General features: G+C 62.3%; 18 protein-coding genes. 7 read left to right on the top strand and 11 right to left on the bottom strand.

Features of this window, described 5'->3' with window-relative positions; genetic code table 11:
* Positions 1-74: 74 nt before the first annotated feature.
* Positions 75-692: a 30S ribosomal protein S4 gene (rpsD, locus tag BM045_RS06820; RefSeq protein ID WP_092181318.1), complete on the top strand. Its 618-nt coding sequence runs from the start codon at positions 75-77 to the stop codon at positions 690-692.
* Positions 693-805: 113 nt separating this feature from the next.
* Here rpsD and sbmA read toward each other — a convergent pair whose 3' ends face one another.
* Positions 806-2,107 carry a peptide antibiotic transporter SbmA gene (gene sbmA, locus BM045_RS06815; protein WP_092181315.1) on the bottom strand — a complete coding sequence of 434 codons (1,302 nt, stop codon included), beginning with the start codon at positions 2,105-2,107 and terminating at the stop codon, positions 806-808.
* 167 nt (positions 2,108-2,274) lie between these two features.
* Between sbmA and ttcA the strand changes: the two genes are divergently transcribed.
* Complete coding sequence (gene ttcA / locus BM045_RS06810) at positions 2,275-3,138, top strand: tRNA 2-thiocytidine(32) synthetase TtcA (RefSeq protein ID WP_092181312.1); 864 nt, start codon at positions 2,275-2,277, stop codon at positions 3,136-3,138.
* 11 nt (positions 3,139-3,149) lie between these two features.
* The gene (locus BM045_RS06805; protein ID WP_092183105.1) at positions 3,150-3,953 is read left to right on the top strand and encodes an inositol monophosphatase family protein; all 804 of its coding nucleotides are present in this window, start codon (positions 3,150-3,152) and stop codon (positions 3,951-3,953) included.
* On the opposite strand, the gene BM045_RS06800 is transcribed toward BM045_RS06805, so the two are convergent.
* The gene (locus BM045_RS06800; RefSeq protein ID WP_092181309.1) at positions 3,943-5,142 is read right to left on the bottom strand and encodes a pyridoxal-phosphate-dependent aminotransferase family protein; all 1,200 of its coding nucleotides are present in this window, start codon (positions 5,140-5,142) and stop codon (positions 3,943-3,945) included. The genes BM045_RS06805 and BM045_RS06800 overlap by 11 nt on opposite strands.
* A gap of 143 nt (positions 5,143-5,285) precedes the next feature.
* Between BM045_RS06800 and BM045_RS06795 the strand changes: the two genes are divergently transcribed.
* The 3 genes from BM045_RS06795 to BM045_RS06785 are packed head-to-tail and all read left to right on the top strand — an operon-like array spanning position 5,286 to position 6,594.
* Complete coding sequence (locus BM045_RS06795; protein ID WP_092181306.1) at positions 5,286-5,600, top strand: ArsR/SmtB family transcription factor; 315 nt, start codon at positions 5,286-5,288, stop codon at positions 5,598-5,600.
* Complete coding sequence (locus BM045_RS06790) at positions 5,597-5,935, top strand: SRPBCC family protein (protein WP_092181303.1); 339 nt, start codon at positions 5,597-5,599, stop codon at positions 5,933-5,935. The genes BM045_RS06795 and BM045_RS06790 overlap by 4 nt, the downstream gene beginning before the upstream one ends.
* 35 nt (positions 5,936-5,970) lie before the next feature.
* Entirely contained in the window at positions 5,971-6,594 is a 624-nt protein-coding gene (locus tag BM045_RS06785) for an ATP-dependent Clp protease proteolytic subunit (protein WP_092181300.1), read from the top strand.
* Between the two features lie 63 nt (positions 6,595-6,657).
* Here the strand turns inward: BM045_RS06785 and BM045_RS06780 are convergent, their stop codons facing one another.
* Both BM045_RS06780 and BM045_RS06775 read right to left on the bottom strand, forming a co-directional pair.
* Positions 6,658-7,911, bottom strand: a complete 1,254-nt coding sequence (locus BM045_RS06780; protein WP_092183103.1) for a multidrug effflux MFS transporter — start codon at positions 7,909-7,911, stop codon at positions 6,658-6,660.
* A gap of 114 nt (positions 7,912-8,025) precedes the next feature.
* Positions 8,026-9,243, bottom strand: a complete 1,218-nt coding sequence (locus tag BM045_RS06775; protein ID WP_348271235.1) for an MFS transporter — start codon at positions 9,241-9,243, stop codon at positions 8,026-8,028.
* A gap of 148 nt (positions 9,244-9,391) precedes the next feature.
* Between BM045_RS06775 and BM045_RS06770 the strand changes: the two genes are divergently transcribed.
* Positions 9,392-9,694 carry a Dabb family protein gene (locus tag BM045_RS06770; protein WP_092181294.1) on the top strand — a complete coding sequence of 101 codons (303 nt, stop codon included), beginning with the start codon at positions 9,392-9,394 and terminating at the stop codon, positions 9,692-9,694.
* 34 nt (positions 9,695-9,728) lie between these two features.
* On the opposite strand, the gene grxD is transcribed toward BM045_RS06770, so the two are convergent.
* The 7 genes from grxD to purL form a co-directional block, all read right to left on the bottom strand.
* Entirely contained in the window at positions 9,729-10,064 is a 336-nt protein-coding gene (gene grxD / locus BM045_RS06765; RefSeq protein ID WP_092181291.1) for a Grx4 family monothiol glutaredoxin, read from the bottom strand.
* Between the two features lie 102 nt (positions 10,065-10,166).
* Positions 10,167-10,712 (bottom strand): hypothetical protein, encoded by a 546-nt coding sequence (locus tag BM045_RS06760; RefSeq protein ID WP_092181288.1) that lies wholly within the window; start codon positions 10,710-10,712, stop codon positions 10,167-10,169.
* A gap of 51 nt (positions 10,713-10,763) precedes the next feature.
* Entirely contained in the window at positions 10,764-11,393 is a 630-nt protein-coding gene (locus BM045_RS06755) for an HAD family hydrolase (RefSeq protein WP_092181285.1), read from the bottom strand.
* Positions 11,390-11,713 carry a DUF6665 family protein gene (locus BM045_RS06750; RefSeq protein WP_092181282.1) on the bottom strand — a complete coding sequence of 108 codons (324 nt, stop codon included), beginning with the start codon at positions 11,711-11,713 and terminating at the stop codon, positions 11,390-11,392. The genes BM045_RS06755 and BM045_RS06750 overlap by 4 nt, the downstream gene beginning before the upstream one ends.
* Positions 11,714-11,778: 65 nt before the next feature.
* Positions 11,779-12,012 (bottom strand): BolA/IbaG family iron-sulfur metabolism protein, encoded by a 234-nt coding sequence (locus BM045_RS06745; protein WP_092181279.1) that lies wholly within the window; start codon positions 12,010-12,012, stop codon positions 11,779-11,781.
* 87 nt (positions 12,013-12,099) lie between these two features.
* Positions 12,100-12,669 carry a hypothetical protein gene (locus tag BM045_RS06740; RefSeq protein WP_092181276.1) on the bottom strand — a complete coding sequence of 190 codons (570 nt, stop codon included), beginning with the start codon at positions 12,667-12,669 and terminating at the stop codon, positions 12,100-12,102.
* An 81-nt stretch (positions 12,670-12,750) separates the two neighbouring features.
* A complete protein-coding gene (purL, locus tag BM045_RS06735) occupies positions 12,751-14,985 on the bottom strand; it encodes a phosphoribosylformylglycinamidine synthase subunit PurL (RefSeq protein WP_092181274.1) in 2,235 nt (744 codons plus the stop codon).
* Between the last annotated feature and the right edge of the window lie 9 nt (positions 14,986-14,994).

Here is a 14,994-nt window from a genome sequence, read left to right as displayed (position 1 = left end):
ATTTGGGGTCTGTCGGTCATCCTTCGGGATGGCAGAGGAGGGCGCGATCCATTCAACAGTGAAAAGGATACGCGATGTCGAAGCGTCATTCAGTTAAGTACAAGATCGATCGCCGCCTTGGCGAAAACATCTGGGGCCGTCCGAAGTCCCCGCTCAACGCTCGTGCCTATGGCCCCGGCCAGCACGGCCAGCGCCGCAAGGGCAAGCTCTCGGACTACGGTCTGCAGCTGCGCGCCAAGCAGAAGCTCAAGGGCTACTACGGTTCGGTCACCGAGAAGGCCTTCAAGAAGCTCTACACCGAAGCTGCTCGCGTCAAGGGCGACACCGGCGAGAACCTGATCGGCCTGCTCGAGTCGCGTCTCGACGCGATCGTCTACCGCGCCAAGTTCGTCGCTACCGTGTTCGCTGCGCGCCAGTTCGTTTCGCATGGCCACATCCTGGTCAATGGCAAGCGCGTCAACATCCCGTCCTACCAGGTCAAGGTTGGCGACAAGATCGAGGTGCGCGAGCGCTCCCGTCAGCTCGCCGTGCTGATCGAAGCCACCCAGCTGGCCGAGCGCGACGTTCCTGACTATGTGGAAGTCGACCACAACAAGATGACCGCAACCTACGCCCGCGTTCCGGGCCTTTCGGATGTGCCATACCCGGTCCAGATGGAACCGAACCTGGTCGTCGAATTCTACTCGCGCTAAGCGAAGTCGAATTTCAGAATTGGAAAGGGCCGCTCCTCGGGGCGGCCCTTTTGCTTTGCGGTGTTGGCCTTGCGGCATAAACCCTCTCCCGCAGGGGAGAGGGTTTGGCGCTGTCAGAACTGCGCAGGCTGCTGCGGCGTGGCATCGCTGGTCGGGGCAGCGGCCAGCTGCTGCAGGAAGATTGGGTCGTCATAGTCATTGGCGGCGATCGCGTTGTCGGGAATGTTCGCTTCAAAGGCCCGCAGACGCTTGAACACCGAGATCAGCGAAATGATCGTGGTCCATGAGCTGGCGAGGAATTTGAACGAGTCTTCCACTTGCCCGAAGGCATTGCTGACCTGCTGGAACAGGCCGAGCGTCAGTGTGCCAGCCACGATGGACGGCCCCATGGCGATCAGCGGCACGAAGTTCGAGCCTTGCAGATAGGCGTAGCGGGCGATGTTGAAGTAGAGGTAGTGGCGATAGAGCCGGAAGTAATTGTGCTGCATGTTGATGAACAACTGCCGCACGGTCACCGGCTCGGCACGCTCGACGTTGTCTTCACCATAGACCAGTTCCTTACGGAAGGCCGCTTCGACGCGCTGGTTGTCGAACTCGAGACCCGGCAGTTTCCAGCCCACAGCGGCCAGCAGCACGGTGCCGAAAGCCGACGAGACCAGTGCCACCCAGACCAGGCTGCCGTTTACCGCGCCAAAGAACGGCAGTTCGGTGATGTTTGACGACAGGTCCCACAGCAGGGGCAGGAAGACGATCAGCGTCATTACCGAGGCCACGAGCGAGACGGCCAGCCCCTCCACAATCTGGGCAAAGCGCTGGGTATCTTCCTGGATACGCTGGGAGGCGCCTTCGATGTGGCGCAGGTGCTGCCAATGGCTCTGGTAGAAGAAAGTCATCGCCCGACGCCAGCGGAACAGGAAATGCGCAATGAAGAAGGCGTTGATGACCAGGACGGTGATATTAGGGATCAACACATAGGCTACGGTCCAGATTTCACCGAGGAACTGATCGAGCGTTACGGTACCCGGCGTTGTCAGGGCGGTCTGGATCAGGTTGTAGAATTCCCCGTACCAGTCGTTCAGCCAGGCACTGATCTGGACGTTGAAATAGACGATCTCGATGATGGTGACGCTGCCCACCACGCTCCACCAGTACCAGCGGCGATTGCCGCCAACCCAGTACCAGGGAATGCAAAACAGGTAGCCGGTCATCAGCACATATTGGTAGAGCCAGACCTTGTCCGACGAGAAGAAGGGTTCTGGATTGGCTTCGGTAGCCGGGACGCCGAGCCAGGGGCCGAGGCTGAGCACAGCCTGCAGGTTGGCGCCGACAGTGTACCAGGCGACCATGACGACAGCGATCCAGCACAGGGCCGATGTGAAGAACAGACGTGGATTGGGAAAGAACGAACGAAACACCGCGAGTCTCCTGGGTGCCGGGGGATAGCGTCATCTAGCTGTCGTAATTTGGCCTAAAGCAAGAGGGGGAAATTAAACTTTGGTAACCTTGGCGAGGCCCGGTTTTCCTTCCCCTATCGGCCCATGCGCGCTATCAGCTACGCCATGATGGAAAAGAGAGTTTCGCGATGAGCGCGGTGATGGAAGTGCCGGAGGCTGAGGAAGCCGAAACGGGCGGCCACGCGATCTATGCGCATGCCCCCAAGAGCGGCGAGTTCAACAAGCTGCGCAAACGGCTGATCCGCAATACGCGCGAGGCGCTGGAAAAATTCAGCATGGTGCGGCCGGGCGAGAAGTGGCTCGTCGCGCTCTCCGGCGGCAAGGACAGCTACTCCATGCTGGCCCTGCTGCTCGACCTCAAATGGCGCGGCATGCTGCCGGTGGAGCTCTTGGTCTGCAATCTCGACCAGGGGCAGCCCAACTTCCCCAAGCATATCCTGCCCGAATTCCTTACCGGCCTCGGCATCGAGCATCGCATCGAATATCGCGACACTTATTCCATCGTCACCGAGAAGCTGCCGGCCGGGGCGACCTATTGCTCGCTGTGCTCGCGCTTGCGCCGCGGCAATCTTTATCGCATTGCCCGCGAAGAGGGCTGTTCGGCGCTGGTGCTGGGTCATCATCGCGACGACAGCCTCGAAACCTTCTTCATGAACATGTTCCATGGCGGGCGCCTTGCCGCCATGCCGCCGCGGCTGCTCAATGACGAGGGCGACCTCGAAGTGCTGCGCCCGCTGATCTATTGCGGCGAAGAGGACCTGCAGCGCTTTTCCGACGCCATGGCCTTTCCGATCATCCCCTGCGACCTCTGTGGATCGCAGGACGGCCTTGAGCGCAATGCGATGAAGGCCATGCTCAATGACATCGAAAAGCGCATGCCGGGCCGCAAGGACGTCATGATCCGCGCCTTGGGCAATATCAACGCCAGTCACATGCTCGACACCAAACTGTTCGACTTTGCCGGTCTGTTCGACAAGAGGACTGCCTCGTGAGCTTTGACGTGATGGCGCTTGCCAATATTTTGCGCGATGCGGCCCGCGCCGAGGCGCTGCCACGGTTCCGCCGGCTCGATGCCAGCATGGTGTCGATCAAGACCGAGGCGATCGATCTGGTCACCGAGGCCGATGTGGCAACCGAAGAAGCCATCAAGGCGCGGCTGGCCGAATTCTTGCCGGATGCGCTGTTCGTCGGCGAAGAATCGGTCGCCGCCGATCCGGCGCTGCTGAGGCGTCTGGCGACGGCCGACCTTGCCGTGGTGGTCGATCCGATCGACGGCACCGCCAATTACGCCGCTGGCCTGCCGCTGTTTGCCACCATGGTTGCGGTGGTTTCGGGTGGCGAGACTGTGGCCGGCATCATTTATGACCCGATGGGCGACGACTGGATCATGGCCGAAAAGGGCAAGGGCGCCTGGCTGCGCCGCCCCAATGGCGAGGCGGTTCGGCTCTCTGTTGCGGAGCGCCTGCCGCTGGACGAAATGGTTGGCATGGCCTCGGTGGCCTATATGCCCAAGGACAAGCGCGGGCAGATCCTGCAGAACACCGACAAGCTGCGCCTGCTGTCGAACTTCCGCTGCGCCGGACACGAATACCGCACCCTGGTTTCGGGCCATGGCCAGTTCCTCTGCTACAACAAGCTGATGCCCTGGGATCACCTGGCCGGGACGCTGATCGCCCAGGAAGCCGGCGGCTATGCCGCGCGGCTCGATGGTGGACCCTATCTGCCGAGCCATGTCGATGGCGGGTTGCTGGTCGCCGTGGACAAGGCCGCCTGGGACGAGCTGCGGCGCGAGGTCTTTACGTTCTAAGCAAAGCCCCGGCCGCTGCTTCCAGCGCGCCCGGGCCATGCGCGATGCCCAGTGCCTGCATGCCGGCCTCCATGGTGCCGAGCACGCCCAATGTCATATGCGCGTTGACATGGCCCATGTGGCCGACGCGCAGGAAATCCTGATAGGCCGGCTCATGCGGCAGGGCCATGCCGAGACCGATGCCCAGCGTTACGCCGGCCTCCGCCTCGAGCCAGCGCCGGAGCGCGCCGGCGCCGCCATTGGGAATGGTCGCCGCCGTCACCGACCAGCCGCGCGACGTCGGGTCAGCCATGTTGAGCCGGATCGTGCTGCCCCGGCCCCAGGCGTCGAAGGCGGCCCAGACCGAGCCCGCCAGCCGGCGGTGGCGGTCCCAGACATTCTCCAGCCCTTCCTCGTCAAGGATCATGGTCAGCGCTTCGCGCAAACCATAGAGGTGATGCGTCGGCGCGGTGCCGCCGAAATATTGCCAGAACTCGGTTCCGGTGCCGCGTGGCTTCCAGTCCCAATAGGGCGTTACCAAGTCTGCGCTCTTTGACACCTCCAGCGCCTTGTCGGAGAACCAGACGAAGCCGAGGCCCGGCGGCAGCATGAGGCCCTTCTGGCTGGCTCCGACCAGGACGTCGATCCCCCAGTCATCCATGCGCAGCTCGTCGCAGCCGAGCGAGGCGATGGCGTCGACGGCGAGCATGGCGGGGTGGCCAGTGCTGTCGATGGCGGCGCGAATGGCGGGAATGTCATTGCGGGCGCTGGAGGCCGTATCGACATGAGTGACCAGAACGGCCTTGATGGTGTGGCTTGTGTCAGCCCGCAGCGCGTCGGCAATAAGCTCAGGCTCAGCGCGGCTCGCCTTGCCAAAGTCGATCATCTCCACCTCGACGCCCATGGCGCGCGCCGCTTCTGCCCAGCCATGACCGAAGCGGCCGGTGGCGGCCAGCAGCGCTTTGTCGCCGCGCGAGAACATGTTGAGATTGGCGGCCTCCCAGGCGCCATGGCCATTGGCGATATAGATGGCGACATTCTGGCTGGTCAGCGCCACGCGCTTGAGGTCTGGAATCAGCCCCTTGGTCATATCGACGATTTCGCCCTCATAGATATTGGGCGCCGTGCGATGCATGGCATTGAGCACGCGCTCGGGCGAGACGGACGGTCCCGGAATGGCAAGATAGGAACGGCCGGTCGTGATGGGCATAAGATTCTCGATGTAATGGCGGCGGTGGTTTGCATCAGACGAGACTCGCGGGTTCGGGGCAATAGGCTTGCGTGAATGGCACTCATCACCGCCATTGATCGAGGAGCTTGCATAGACTCATAAGTCTGTGCTTATGTATAAACATGAGCGACACCGACATTTTCAAAGTCCTGGCCGATCCCACCCGCCGCGCCGTGCTGGAGCGGCTGGCTTCCGCCGAGATGACAGCCACCGAGCTGCGCGAAGGCTTTGCCATCAGCCAGCCTGCAATGAGCCAGCATATTGCCGTGCTGCGCGGCGCAGGCCTGATCAGCGAACGGCGCGAAGGGCGGTTTGCCCATTACCGCGTGGCGCCCGAGGGCATGGCGCCGCTGCATGAATGGCTGGCAAAATACCGCGCCTTCTGGCCGAGCAGGATCGACAATCTCAAGGACCTGCTCAAGGAGATGGATCAATGAGTGACGCAGAAGAGCTGGTCTTTGAATGCGCACTGGATGCGCCGGTGGAACAGGTCTGGCGGGCGCTGACCATTCCCGAATATCTCAAGCGCTGGCTGAAGCCTGAGCAGGATGTCGACATGGCCGTGGTGACGGCCGAGGAGAATGTCAGTCTCACCTATCGCTGGCGCGAGGCCGGACAGGGAGCGGTGCTTGGTGCCGAAGACAGTCTCGTGACGTTCGAGCTGTCCGCCACCGATGATGGCGGCACCTGGTTCAGGCTGACCCATGCACCGATGGTCGTGCCGGTCGCCGCGAACAGCAATCTGGTCGGCCCGCTGATGCTGGCCGCCTAAACAATTCAAGCTTCAATTCTGACAGGAGATCGCCGATGCGCGACATGATGCAGCTCGTCCCTATGGTGGTGGAACAATCCAGCAGCGGCGAGCGGAGTTTCGATATCTATTCGCGCCTACTGCGGGAGCGGATCATCTTCGTCAATGGCGAGATCGAGGACACCATGGCCTCGCTGGTCAATGCGCAGCTGCTGTTCCTTGAGGCAGAAAACTCCGCCAAGGAAATCTACCTCTACATCAACTCACCCGGCGGCGTGGTGACGGCAGCGCTGGCCATGTATGACACGATGCAGTTCATCAAGGCGCCGGTGGGCACGCTGTGCCTCGGCATGGCGGCGTCGGCAGCGACGGTGCTATTGGCGGCGGGCGAGGCGGGGCAGCGCATCTGCCTGCCGAGTGCCTCGATTATGCTGCACCAGCCGAGCGGCGGCTATCAGGGCAAGGTGACCGATATCCTGATCCATGCCGAGGAAAGCCTGCGGCTCAAGCGGCTGATCAACGGCATCTACGCCAAGCATTGCGGGCGGAGCTATGAGGATGTCGAAGCCGCGCTGGAGCGGGACAAATATATGACCGCCGAGCAGGCCAGGGCCTGGGGACTGGTCGATCACGTCTACAGTGATCGCGGCCAGATTTCGGGTCCGGCCGCGATCGAGTAGTGTCGTCCTAGTGGTCGCGTTTTCGAACCGCAAAACCGGCGGCCACTTTTGCTGAAAACGCTCCTAATGCCCGCCGGCGTGGCTCATGTCGGCGTGGCTGTTCTGTTCACCGACGCCGAACAGCTTGCCATTCTCGGCGACGAGAATGCAGATCAGTGCCAGCGCGCCCATGGTGAAGTAACCGGTGGCGGCTGGAATGGTGGTGCCGTTGAACATCTGGCCGACATAGCCACCGATCAGCGCGCCACCGACGGTCTGGATGAAACCGAAGACGGCCGCAGCAGTACCGGCGACGGCGCCCAGCGGCTCCATGGACAGCGAGTTCATGTTGGAGGCTGACCAGCCGAAGGCGAACATGATGATGGCGAGCAGGCTGAAGAACAGCCAGAGCGGCAGGAAGCCGGTCAGGGCCAGCAGCAACCAGATGCCGCTGACGCCGGTGAACACCAGCACGGCGCCATGTGACATGCGCCGCATGCCCAGACGGCTGACCATCTTGGAATTGGTGAAGGACGACACGCCCATCAAGCCCGCCATGCCGGCGAAAGCCACCGGGAAGTAGACGCCGAGGCCATAGATATCGACATAGATTTGCTGGCTCGAGCTGATGAAGCCGAACAGGGCGCCGAACATGAATGTGCCGGCGAGGCCATAGGAGAAAGCGACGCGGTTGGTGAAGACGATGACGAAGCCATCGACCACGGCCTTCAAGCTCAGCGGCCGGCGCTGGTCGACTGGCAGCGTCTCGGGCAGGCGGAAGAAGGTCCACAGCCAGAAGACGGCAGCCAAGCCACCCATGAAGATGAAGATATTGTGCCAGTCGCCGACCAGCAGGATCACCTGGCCGATGCCGGGGGCGATGATCGGAATGGCCATGAAGACCATGAAGACCAGCGACATGACTTCGGCCATGGCGCGGCCTTCATACCGGTCGCGGATCACGGCGGTGGAGATGACGCGCACGCTGGCGGCGCCCATGCCTTGGATGACGCGCAACACCAGCAGCGCGGTGAAGCTCGGGGCAAAGATCGCGACGAGAGCGGCGATCACATAGAGGCCCATGCCGGCCAGCAACGGCGCGCGGCGGCCGAAGCGGTCGGTGAGCGGGCCAAAGGCCAGCTGGGCGACGCCCATGCCAAGCATATAGGAGGAAATGACGAACTGGCGCTCGTTCTCCGAGGTGATGCCGAGGGCTTCGCCCATATAGGGCAGGGCGGGCAGCATGATGTCGATGGCCATGGCATTGAGGGCCATCAGCGCCGCCATCAGGGCAATGAATTCAGGGCGCGAGAGTACCCGCGTGAAATGATCTGACATGGGATTGGACTCGAAAAGGCGCCACAGGAGGCGGGCGCCAGAATTATGCGGCGGACCATGAACCTCGAATCCGGCTTTGGCAAGCATTGATCGGCAAAAACCGATGCTTCTTGATCAGGCCGGTTTCAGGGCAAAGTTTGGCGCGCTGCGCTCGTTGATTGGAATGTGGAGAGCGGCCGAAGCCAGGCCGAGCACGATGCCTAGATACCAGACCAGGCTGTAGGAGCCGGTCTGATCATAGACGAAACCGCCTAGCCAGACGCCAACAAAAGAGCCGAGCTGGTGGCTGAAGAAGGCCACACCATAGAGCATGCCCATGTAACGCGCGCCAAAGAACAGGCTCACAAGACCGGCCGTCAGCGGCACGGTGGACAGCCACAGAAGGCCCATGGCAGCGGCAAAGGCATAGGCGGTGATTTCGCTGACCGGGATCAAAAGGAACGCCCCGATGGCAATGGCGCGCAGGAAATAGATGGTGGCCAGCAGCAGTTGCTTGGGCAGTTTGCCGCCGAGATAGCCGGCCAAAAGCGAGCCGACGATATTGAACAGGCCGATGACGGCAATGGTCCAGGAGCCGACTTCCGGGCTGAGGCCGCATTGCACCAGATAGGCCGGCATGTGGACGTTGATGAAGGCCAGGTGGAAGCCGCAGACGAAGAAGCCGATCACCAGCAGCTTATAGGAGCCATGGCCCCAGGCGCGGGCCAATGCCTGCATGAAGGGCAGGTCGGCGTGGCCGGTGGTGTTTTCAGTGCGGTCGCGCAAAGCAAAGCTCAGTGGGATGATCAGCAGCAGCGCCATCGCCATATAGAGCAGGGCGGACTGCCAGCCAAAAGCATTGATGAAGCCCTGGCTGATCGGGGCGAAGGCGAACTGGCCGAAGGAGGAGGCGGCGGTGGCGACGCCAAAGATCAGCGAGCGCTTTTCGGCCGGCACCGAGCGGCCGAAGGCAGCCATGACGACCGAGAAAGAACAGACGGCGATGCCGACGCCGGTGATCACGCCGGCCGTCAGGGTCATCAGGCCCGCATCGGGCGAAAAGGCCATGCCGAGCACGCCCAAGGCATAGAGCGCGGCACCGGCGGCAATGGTGCGGCCGGTGCCGACGCGATCGGCAAAGGCGCCGGCGAAAGGCTGGGCAATGCCCCAGGCGAGGTTCTGGATGGCCATGGCCATGCCCCATTGCTCGCGGCTGAGACCGAGATCGGCGGTCATGGGGAGGGTGAACAGGCCAAAGCTGGTCCGCACGCCATTGCCGATGGCGGCGATGGCGCAGCCGGCAATGATCAGCACAAGCAGGGGAACTGCGGGGCGAAGGGCGGAGGTGGTCATGGGGAGCATCCAAAGGGTGGATGATCTATCTACGCCTGCGACATCATCACGCAAAGCAATATTGCTGAATGGCATCCATCACGGGGATTGATGACTTAACCTATGCGTCAATCAAGCCTACAAGGCCGCTGAGTTTTGGAGCCATGCCTTGATCCGCCATATCGTCTTCTTCACCGCCACATCGCCCGACACCGTGGACGCCATCTGCGAGGGCCTGGAATTGCTGGGCACCATCCCGCATTCCACCCATTTCGAGGTGACTCGCAATTCCAAGGTCGACCAGATTTCCAATGAGGTGGACGTCGTGGTCTATGGCGAATTCGCCGATGAAGCGGCGCTGGCGGCCTACAAGGCGCATCCGACCTATGCCGAGGCGACGCGGCGGGTGCGGCCGCTGCGCGAGATCAGGCTCTCAGCCGACTTTCCGGCCAAAGAAAAAACCGGGCGCTAGGCCCGGTTTTTCATATTCGGCAGGGTGATGGCGATCAGGCGGTCTGCTTGACGGCGATGCCGGCGTTCTGCATGTGGGTCTGGAGTTCCCCGGCCTGGAACATCTCGCGGATGATGTCGGCGCCGCCGATGAATTCGCCCTTCACATAGAGCTGGGGAATGGTTGGCCAATTGGTATAGGCCTTGATGCCGTCGCGCAGTTCGGCGCTTTCCAGCACATTGGCGCTGCCATATTCGACGCCGAGATAGCTCAGGATCTGCACGACCTGGCCAGAGAACCCGCACTGGGGGAAGTCCGGCGAGCCCTTCATGAAGAGGAACACGTCGTTGTTCTTCACCTTGTCGTCGATGAAGGCGTTGATGTCGGTCATGGGAAAAACCTTTCGATAGGCGGGGTCAAGGTCCGCTTGCTGTTGCCCTTAGATAGGACAGGACTGTAGCGCTGTCGAGAGCATCGCAGAATGGCGATGATACTATTGCGTGCTGGCACAGCGCGTTTCGCCCGTCGCCGCAACCGTAAGGGTGGGAAGGTCGAGGACGCGTTCCTCATAGATCATCGAGCCGAGGCCATAGCCGGTATTCTCGGAAAAACTGGAGCAGTTCAGCTCCGTCCCAAGGATCAGTTTCTGCCAATAGGTGATGCTGTCCTCGGTGATGGTCATCTCGTCGAGGGCGGGGGCGTCGAGCAGCGGGGTGTAGAGCTCCGTGGTTAGGTCATAGACCACGAGGTCGCCTTCCGGGCCGGTGGAGCGCGTCAGAACCAGGTATTTGCCGACCAATTGCTCATAGTGCAGCGGATCGCCGGGATTGCTGAGCACCACGTCATCGTCGTTGATTTCATAGAGGCAGGCGATCTTGCCCTTGGCCGGCGGGCGGATGATGAAATCGGTGCCGACCTCGTTGAGGCGTTCCTGGGCGATGACCAGGAACTGGTCGTTCTGATAGCACTCGGCCTGGGCGAAAGCGGGCGTCGCGGACAGAGCGAGAAGCGCCGCCACCAGCATGTAGAACTGCTTCATTGAAATCCTCCTGAGTGCAGAAGGATTTACATGACTTTGCCCGGCTCGCAACTAGCCAAGGCGTTGCTGTATCCAGGGATGGCTGGTGCAATCCTCGACGGTCTCGAACTGAACCGCCTCCCAACCGTATTTTCGCGCGCCGGCAATCACCTTGGGCGAGTCGTCGAAGAACAGCGGCGTTTCGGTCTGCGGGCCGATGCGGTGCTCGATGAAGGCGAAGAATTTCGGGTCCGGCTTCTGCACGCCGATGCGGGCGGCATAGAACATGTCCTCGAACAGTTCACCGAGACCGAGGTGCCCCCAGAGCCAATTGGCGCGCAGGTGTTCCTGATTGGTGGCGATATAGAGCCGGCAATCGCCCGACTGCTTGAGCTTTCGCACCACGACGAGCAGCTCCTCGTTGAGCACGCTGTCGTGGCTCAGCCAATATTGCGCGAAGGCCATGGGCGAACCCTTGTAGCCCAGCCCGGGCAGGCGGCGTTCCAGCGCATCAATCAGCGCCATCTGGCCGATCATGACCTTTCTCATGAACAGGCCGAAGATGAATTCCTGCCGGAAGCGCTCGGGATCAACCCCGGTATCGGCCAGCAAGGTCGCATCCCAGGCGCGCACCCGCGCCGGATTGGCGTGATAGCCATGGATCAGCACACCATCGACATCGAAGATGACGGCGCGGCTCACCGCAGCGGCTTGCCGATTGCGCCAAGCCCGGCAAGCACTTCGCGCGGAATGCTGAGTTCCTGAATCACGTCGTTATGCTTGCGGAAGCCAACCAGTTCGCGCTGCACGAAATATTCCCACACCACTTTGCGGGCTTCGGCAAGGGCACTATCGCGATCATCACCGGCGGCTGCGGCCAGTGCACTCACCGCTTTGATGACGCGCTGTTCCGCGGCGCCGAGCGAGGAGGCCCGCTCGGCCAGGATCTCGTGATCGATCGCAGCGGTGCCAGCATCAGGCCGGACCATCTTGATCAGATCAAGCGAGTCGCGCAGCGACATGGTCCCTCCTTAGTCGCGTTTTCGAAACGCAAAACCGGTGCCCACTTTTGCTGAAAACGCTCCGATCAGTCCGGAACGACAGTCTGCAGCGCCAGGGCGTGCAGTGCGCCGCCCATGTCGCCTTGCAGGGAATCATAGACCAGCTTGTGCTGCTGCACGCGGGTCTTGCCGCGGAACTGCTCGGATTTGACCGTGGCCGCCCAATGGTCGCCGTCACCGGCCAGGTCGCGGATTTCGATATCGGCGTCGGGGAGGGCCGCCTTGATCCGGCGTTCGATTTCGCTGGCGTCCATGGCCATGGGCTCTGCTCCTCAATTCCGAACGGCAACAGGCCGAACACCCTTCTGATATGGCATGGGGGTGGCCAGCCTTCAACAGGAACCGGACTACGGCATGGCCGCGACGGGCTGGGCATCCTGCTGGGTCGAGAAATTGGCGATGATGGCATCGACGATCGGACGGGCGTCGGCAGCGACTTCGGTGGGGAAGAAGCAGTCGAGCGTATAGCCATTGCCGGCATCGACGGTTTCGGTATGCACCAGTGTCACCGGGCCGGCTTCACCGGTACCGGCGCTGGCGCCTTCATATTGTAGGGCTGGATTGCTCTGATAGCTGGTGACGACGCTCGCACCCAGCGTGAAGCCGGGCAGGGTGTCGTTCCAGCCTTCGGCGACAGCAGTTGCGTCAAGCGAGGCCAGCGCGCCTTCCGCTGTCCAGCTGGTGTCCTCCACCGGAATCACTGCCAGCACGCATTGCAGCGGCATGGTGGGGTGATTGATGGTCAGCGGGCCACCCACTTCGCCACCGCCGCTCACCATGACCTGCGGATAGATCAGCGTATAGGGCTGGTCGGGCAGGGGCGAGCCGGAGATGCCGACCTCCTGGGCGAAGGCAGCAACCGGCGCGATGCTGATAGCGAGGGCCAGAAGGCCGCCAAAGGCCGGTGCAAACTTCATCACATAACTCTCCAATAAAAACGCCGCCCCTGGACTGCCAAAGCACTCCAAAGAGCGGCGATCATAAGGCAAATGGCGCCCTCAAGCAGCCTTGCCGTCCATATAGCTGGGGAACCAGCCTTCATGCGCCGACTTGAGAGCCGCGACCGCGACCGGACGGGCTGCGCCCAGCACGAGAGTTTCGCCGCCGGTGGTGCCGATCCAGGGCGCAAAAATGCCCAGCGATTCCGCCTCTTTCCACAGTGCTGCCAAGTCATCGCCCTGCGGGTCGAGGTTGACGGTGACGAGGTAACGGCCCTGGTCTTCGCCGAAATACTGCAGGATCGGGTCCTGGTCGGTCAGGTCGGTCACGGTGGCGCCAATGCCCGAGGCTACGGCCATTTCAGCCAAGCCGAGGCCAAGGCCGCCATCGCTGAGATCGTGGCAGGCGGTCACGACGCCCGAGCGGATCAGCTTGCGGACGAAGTCGCCGGTGCGGCGCTCATGGGCGAGGTCGACATGCGGCGCCGGGCCATCCTTGCGGCCGAACAGGTCGCGCAGGTAGATCGACTGGCCGAGGTGCGTACCACGGTTGGCGGGGGCACCGACCAGCAGGATCACCTGATTGGCAGCGGCAAAGCCGATGCGCGCCATCTGGCTCCAGTCGGGGAGCAGGCCAACGCCGCCAATGGTCGGGGTCGGCAGGATGCCGCGGCCATTGGTTTCGTTGTAGAGCGAGACATTGCCCGAGACGATGGGGAAATCCAGCGCCAGGCAGGCCTCGCCGATGCCCTTGATGGCGCCGACCAACTGGCCCATGATTTCGGGGCGCTCGGGATTGCCGAAGTTGAGATTGTCGGTGGCAGCCAGCGGCTCGGCGCCGGTGGCGGTCAGGTTGCGCCAGCATTCGGCCACGGCCTGCTTGCCGCCCTCATAGGGATCGGCTTCGCAATAGCGTGGGGTGACGTCGGAGGAGAAGGCGAGGCCCTTGGTCTCGTGGCCTTCGACGCGGATCACACCGGCATCGCCGCCGGGGCGCTGCAGGCTATTGCCCTGGATCAGCGTGTCATACTGCTCATAGACCCAGCGGCGCGACGCGCTCTGGTGGCCACCGATCAGCTTGAGCAGCGCATCGGCTACATCCATCTGCGGCACGTCGCCGGCGGCCAGCGGGGCAGGCGGGGCCGAGGCCATCCATGGGCGATCATATTCGGGGGCTTCGTCGCCCAATTCCTTGATCGGCAGATTGGCGACTTCCTCGCCCTGCCACATGACGCGGAAGCGCAGGTCGTCGGTGGTCTTGCCGACGGTGGCGAAGTCCAACTCCCATTTGACGAAAACCGCGCGGGCCTCGGCTTCCTTTTCGGGATGCAGCACCATGAGCATGCGCTCCTGGCTTTCAGACAGCATCATCTCATAGGGCGTCATCGCGGTTTCGCGCACCGGCACCATGTCGAGGTTGAGCTCGATGCCGAGATCGCCCTTGGCGCCCATTTCGACAGCCGAGCAGGTAAGGCCGGCGGCACCCATGTCCTGGATCGCGATGACGGCACCGGTGGCCATCAGCTCGAGGCAGGCCTCCAACAGGCGCTTTTCGGTGAAGGGGTCGCCGACCTGGACGGTGGGACGCTTTTCTTCGATGTCGTCGCCGAATTCGGCCGAGGCCATGGTGGCGCCGCCGACGCCGTCGCGGCCGGTCTTGGCGCCAAGATAGACCACCGGCAGGCCGACGCCTTCGGCCTTGGAGTAGAAGATCTTGTCGGTATCGGCGAGGCCGGCGGCAAAGGCATTGACCAGGATATTGCCATTGTAGCGCTCGTCGAATTCGACTTCGCCGCCAACCGTGGGCACGCCGAAGGCATTGCCATAACCGCCAATGCCGGCGACGACGCCGGAGACCAGATGACGGGTCTTTTCATGGTCGGGCGAACCGAAGCGCAGGGCGTTCATCGCCGCCACGGGGCGGGCGCCCATGGTGAAGACGTCGCGCAGGATGCCGCCCATGCCTGTTCCGGCGCCCTGGTAGGGTTCGATGAAGCTGGGGTGGTTGTGCGATTCCATCTTGAACACGATCGCCTGGCCATCGCCGATATCGACCACGCCGGCATTTTCACCAGGGCCCTGGATGACGCGCGGACCGCTGGTCGGCAGCGTTTTCAGCCACTTCTTGGAGGACTTGTAGGAACAGTGCTCGTTCCACATGGCCGAGAAAATGCCGAGCTCGGTATAGTTGGGCTGGCGGCCGATCAGGGCAACAATCTTGTCGAACTCATCGGGCTTGAGGCCGTGGTCGGCGACGAGCTGCGGGGTGATGGTGATGTTGTTCTGATAGGTCATCGAGAAGCG

The sequence above is a fragment of the Devosia sp. YR412 genome (assembly GCF_900110945.1).
In the GTDB taxonomy this organism is placed as follows: Bacteria; Pseudomonadota; Alphaproteobacteria; order Rhizobiales; family Devosiaceae; genus Devosia.
The sequence above is the reverse complement of the archived record's forward strand: the minus strand, read 5'-3'. Positions and strand labels throughout refer to the sequence as shown.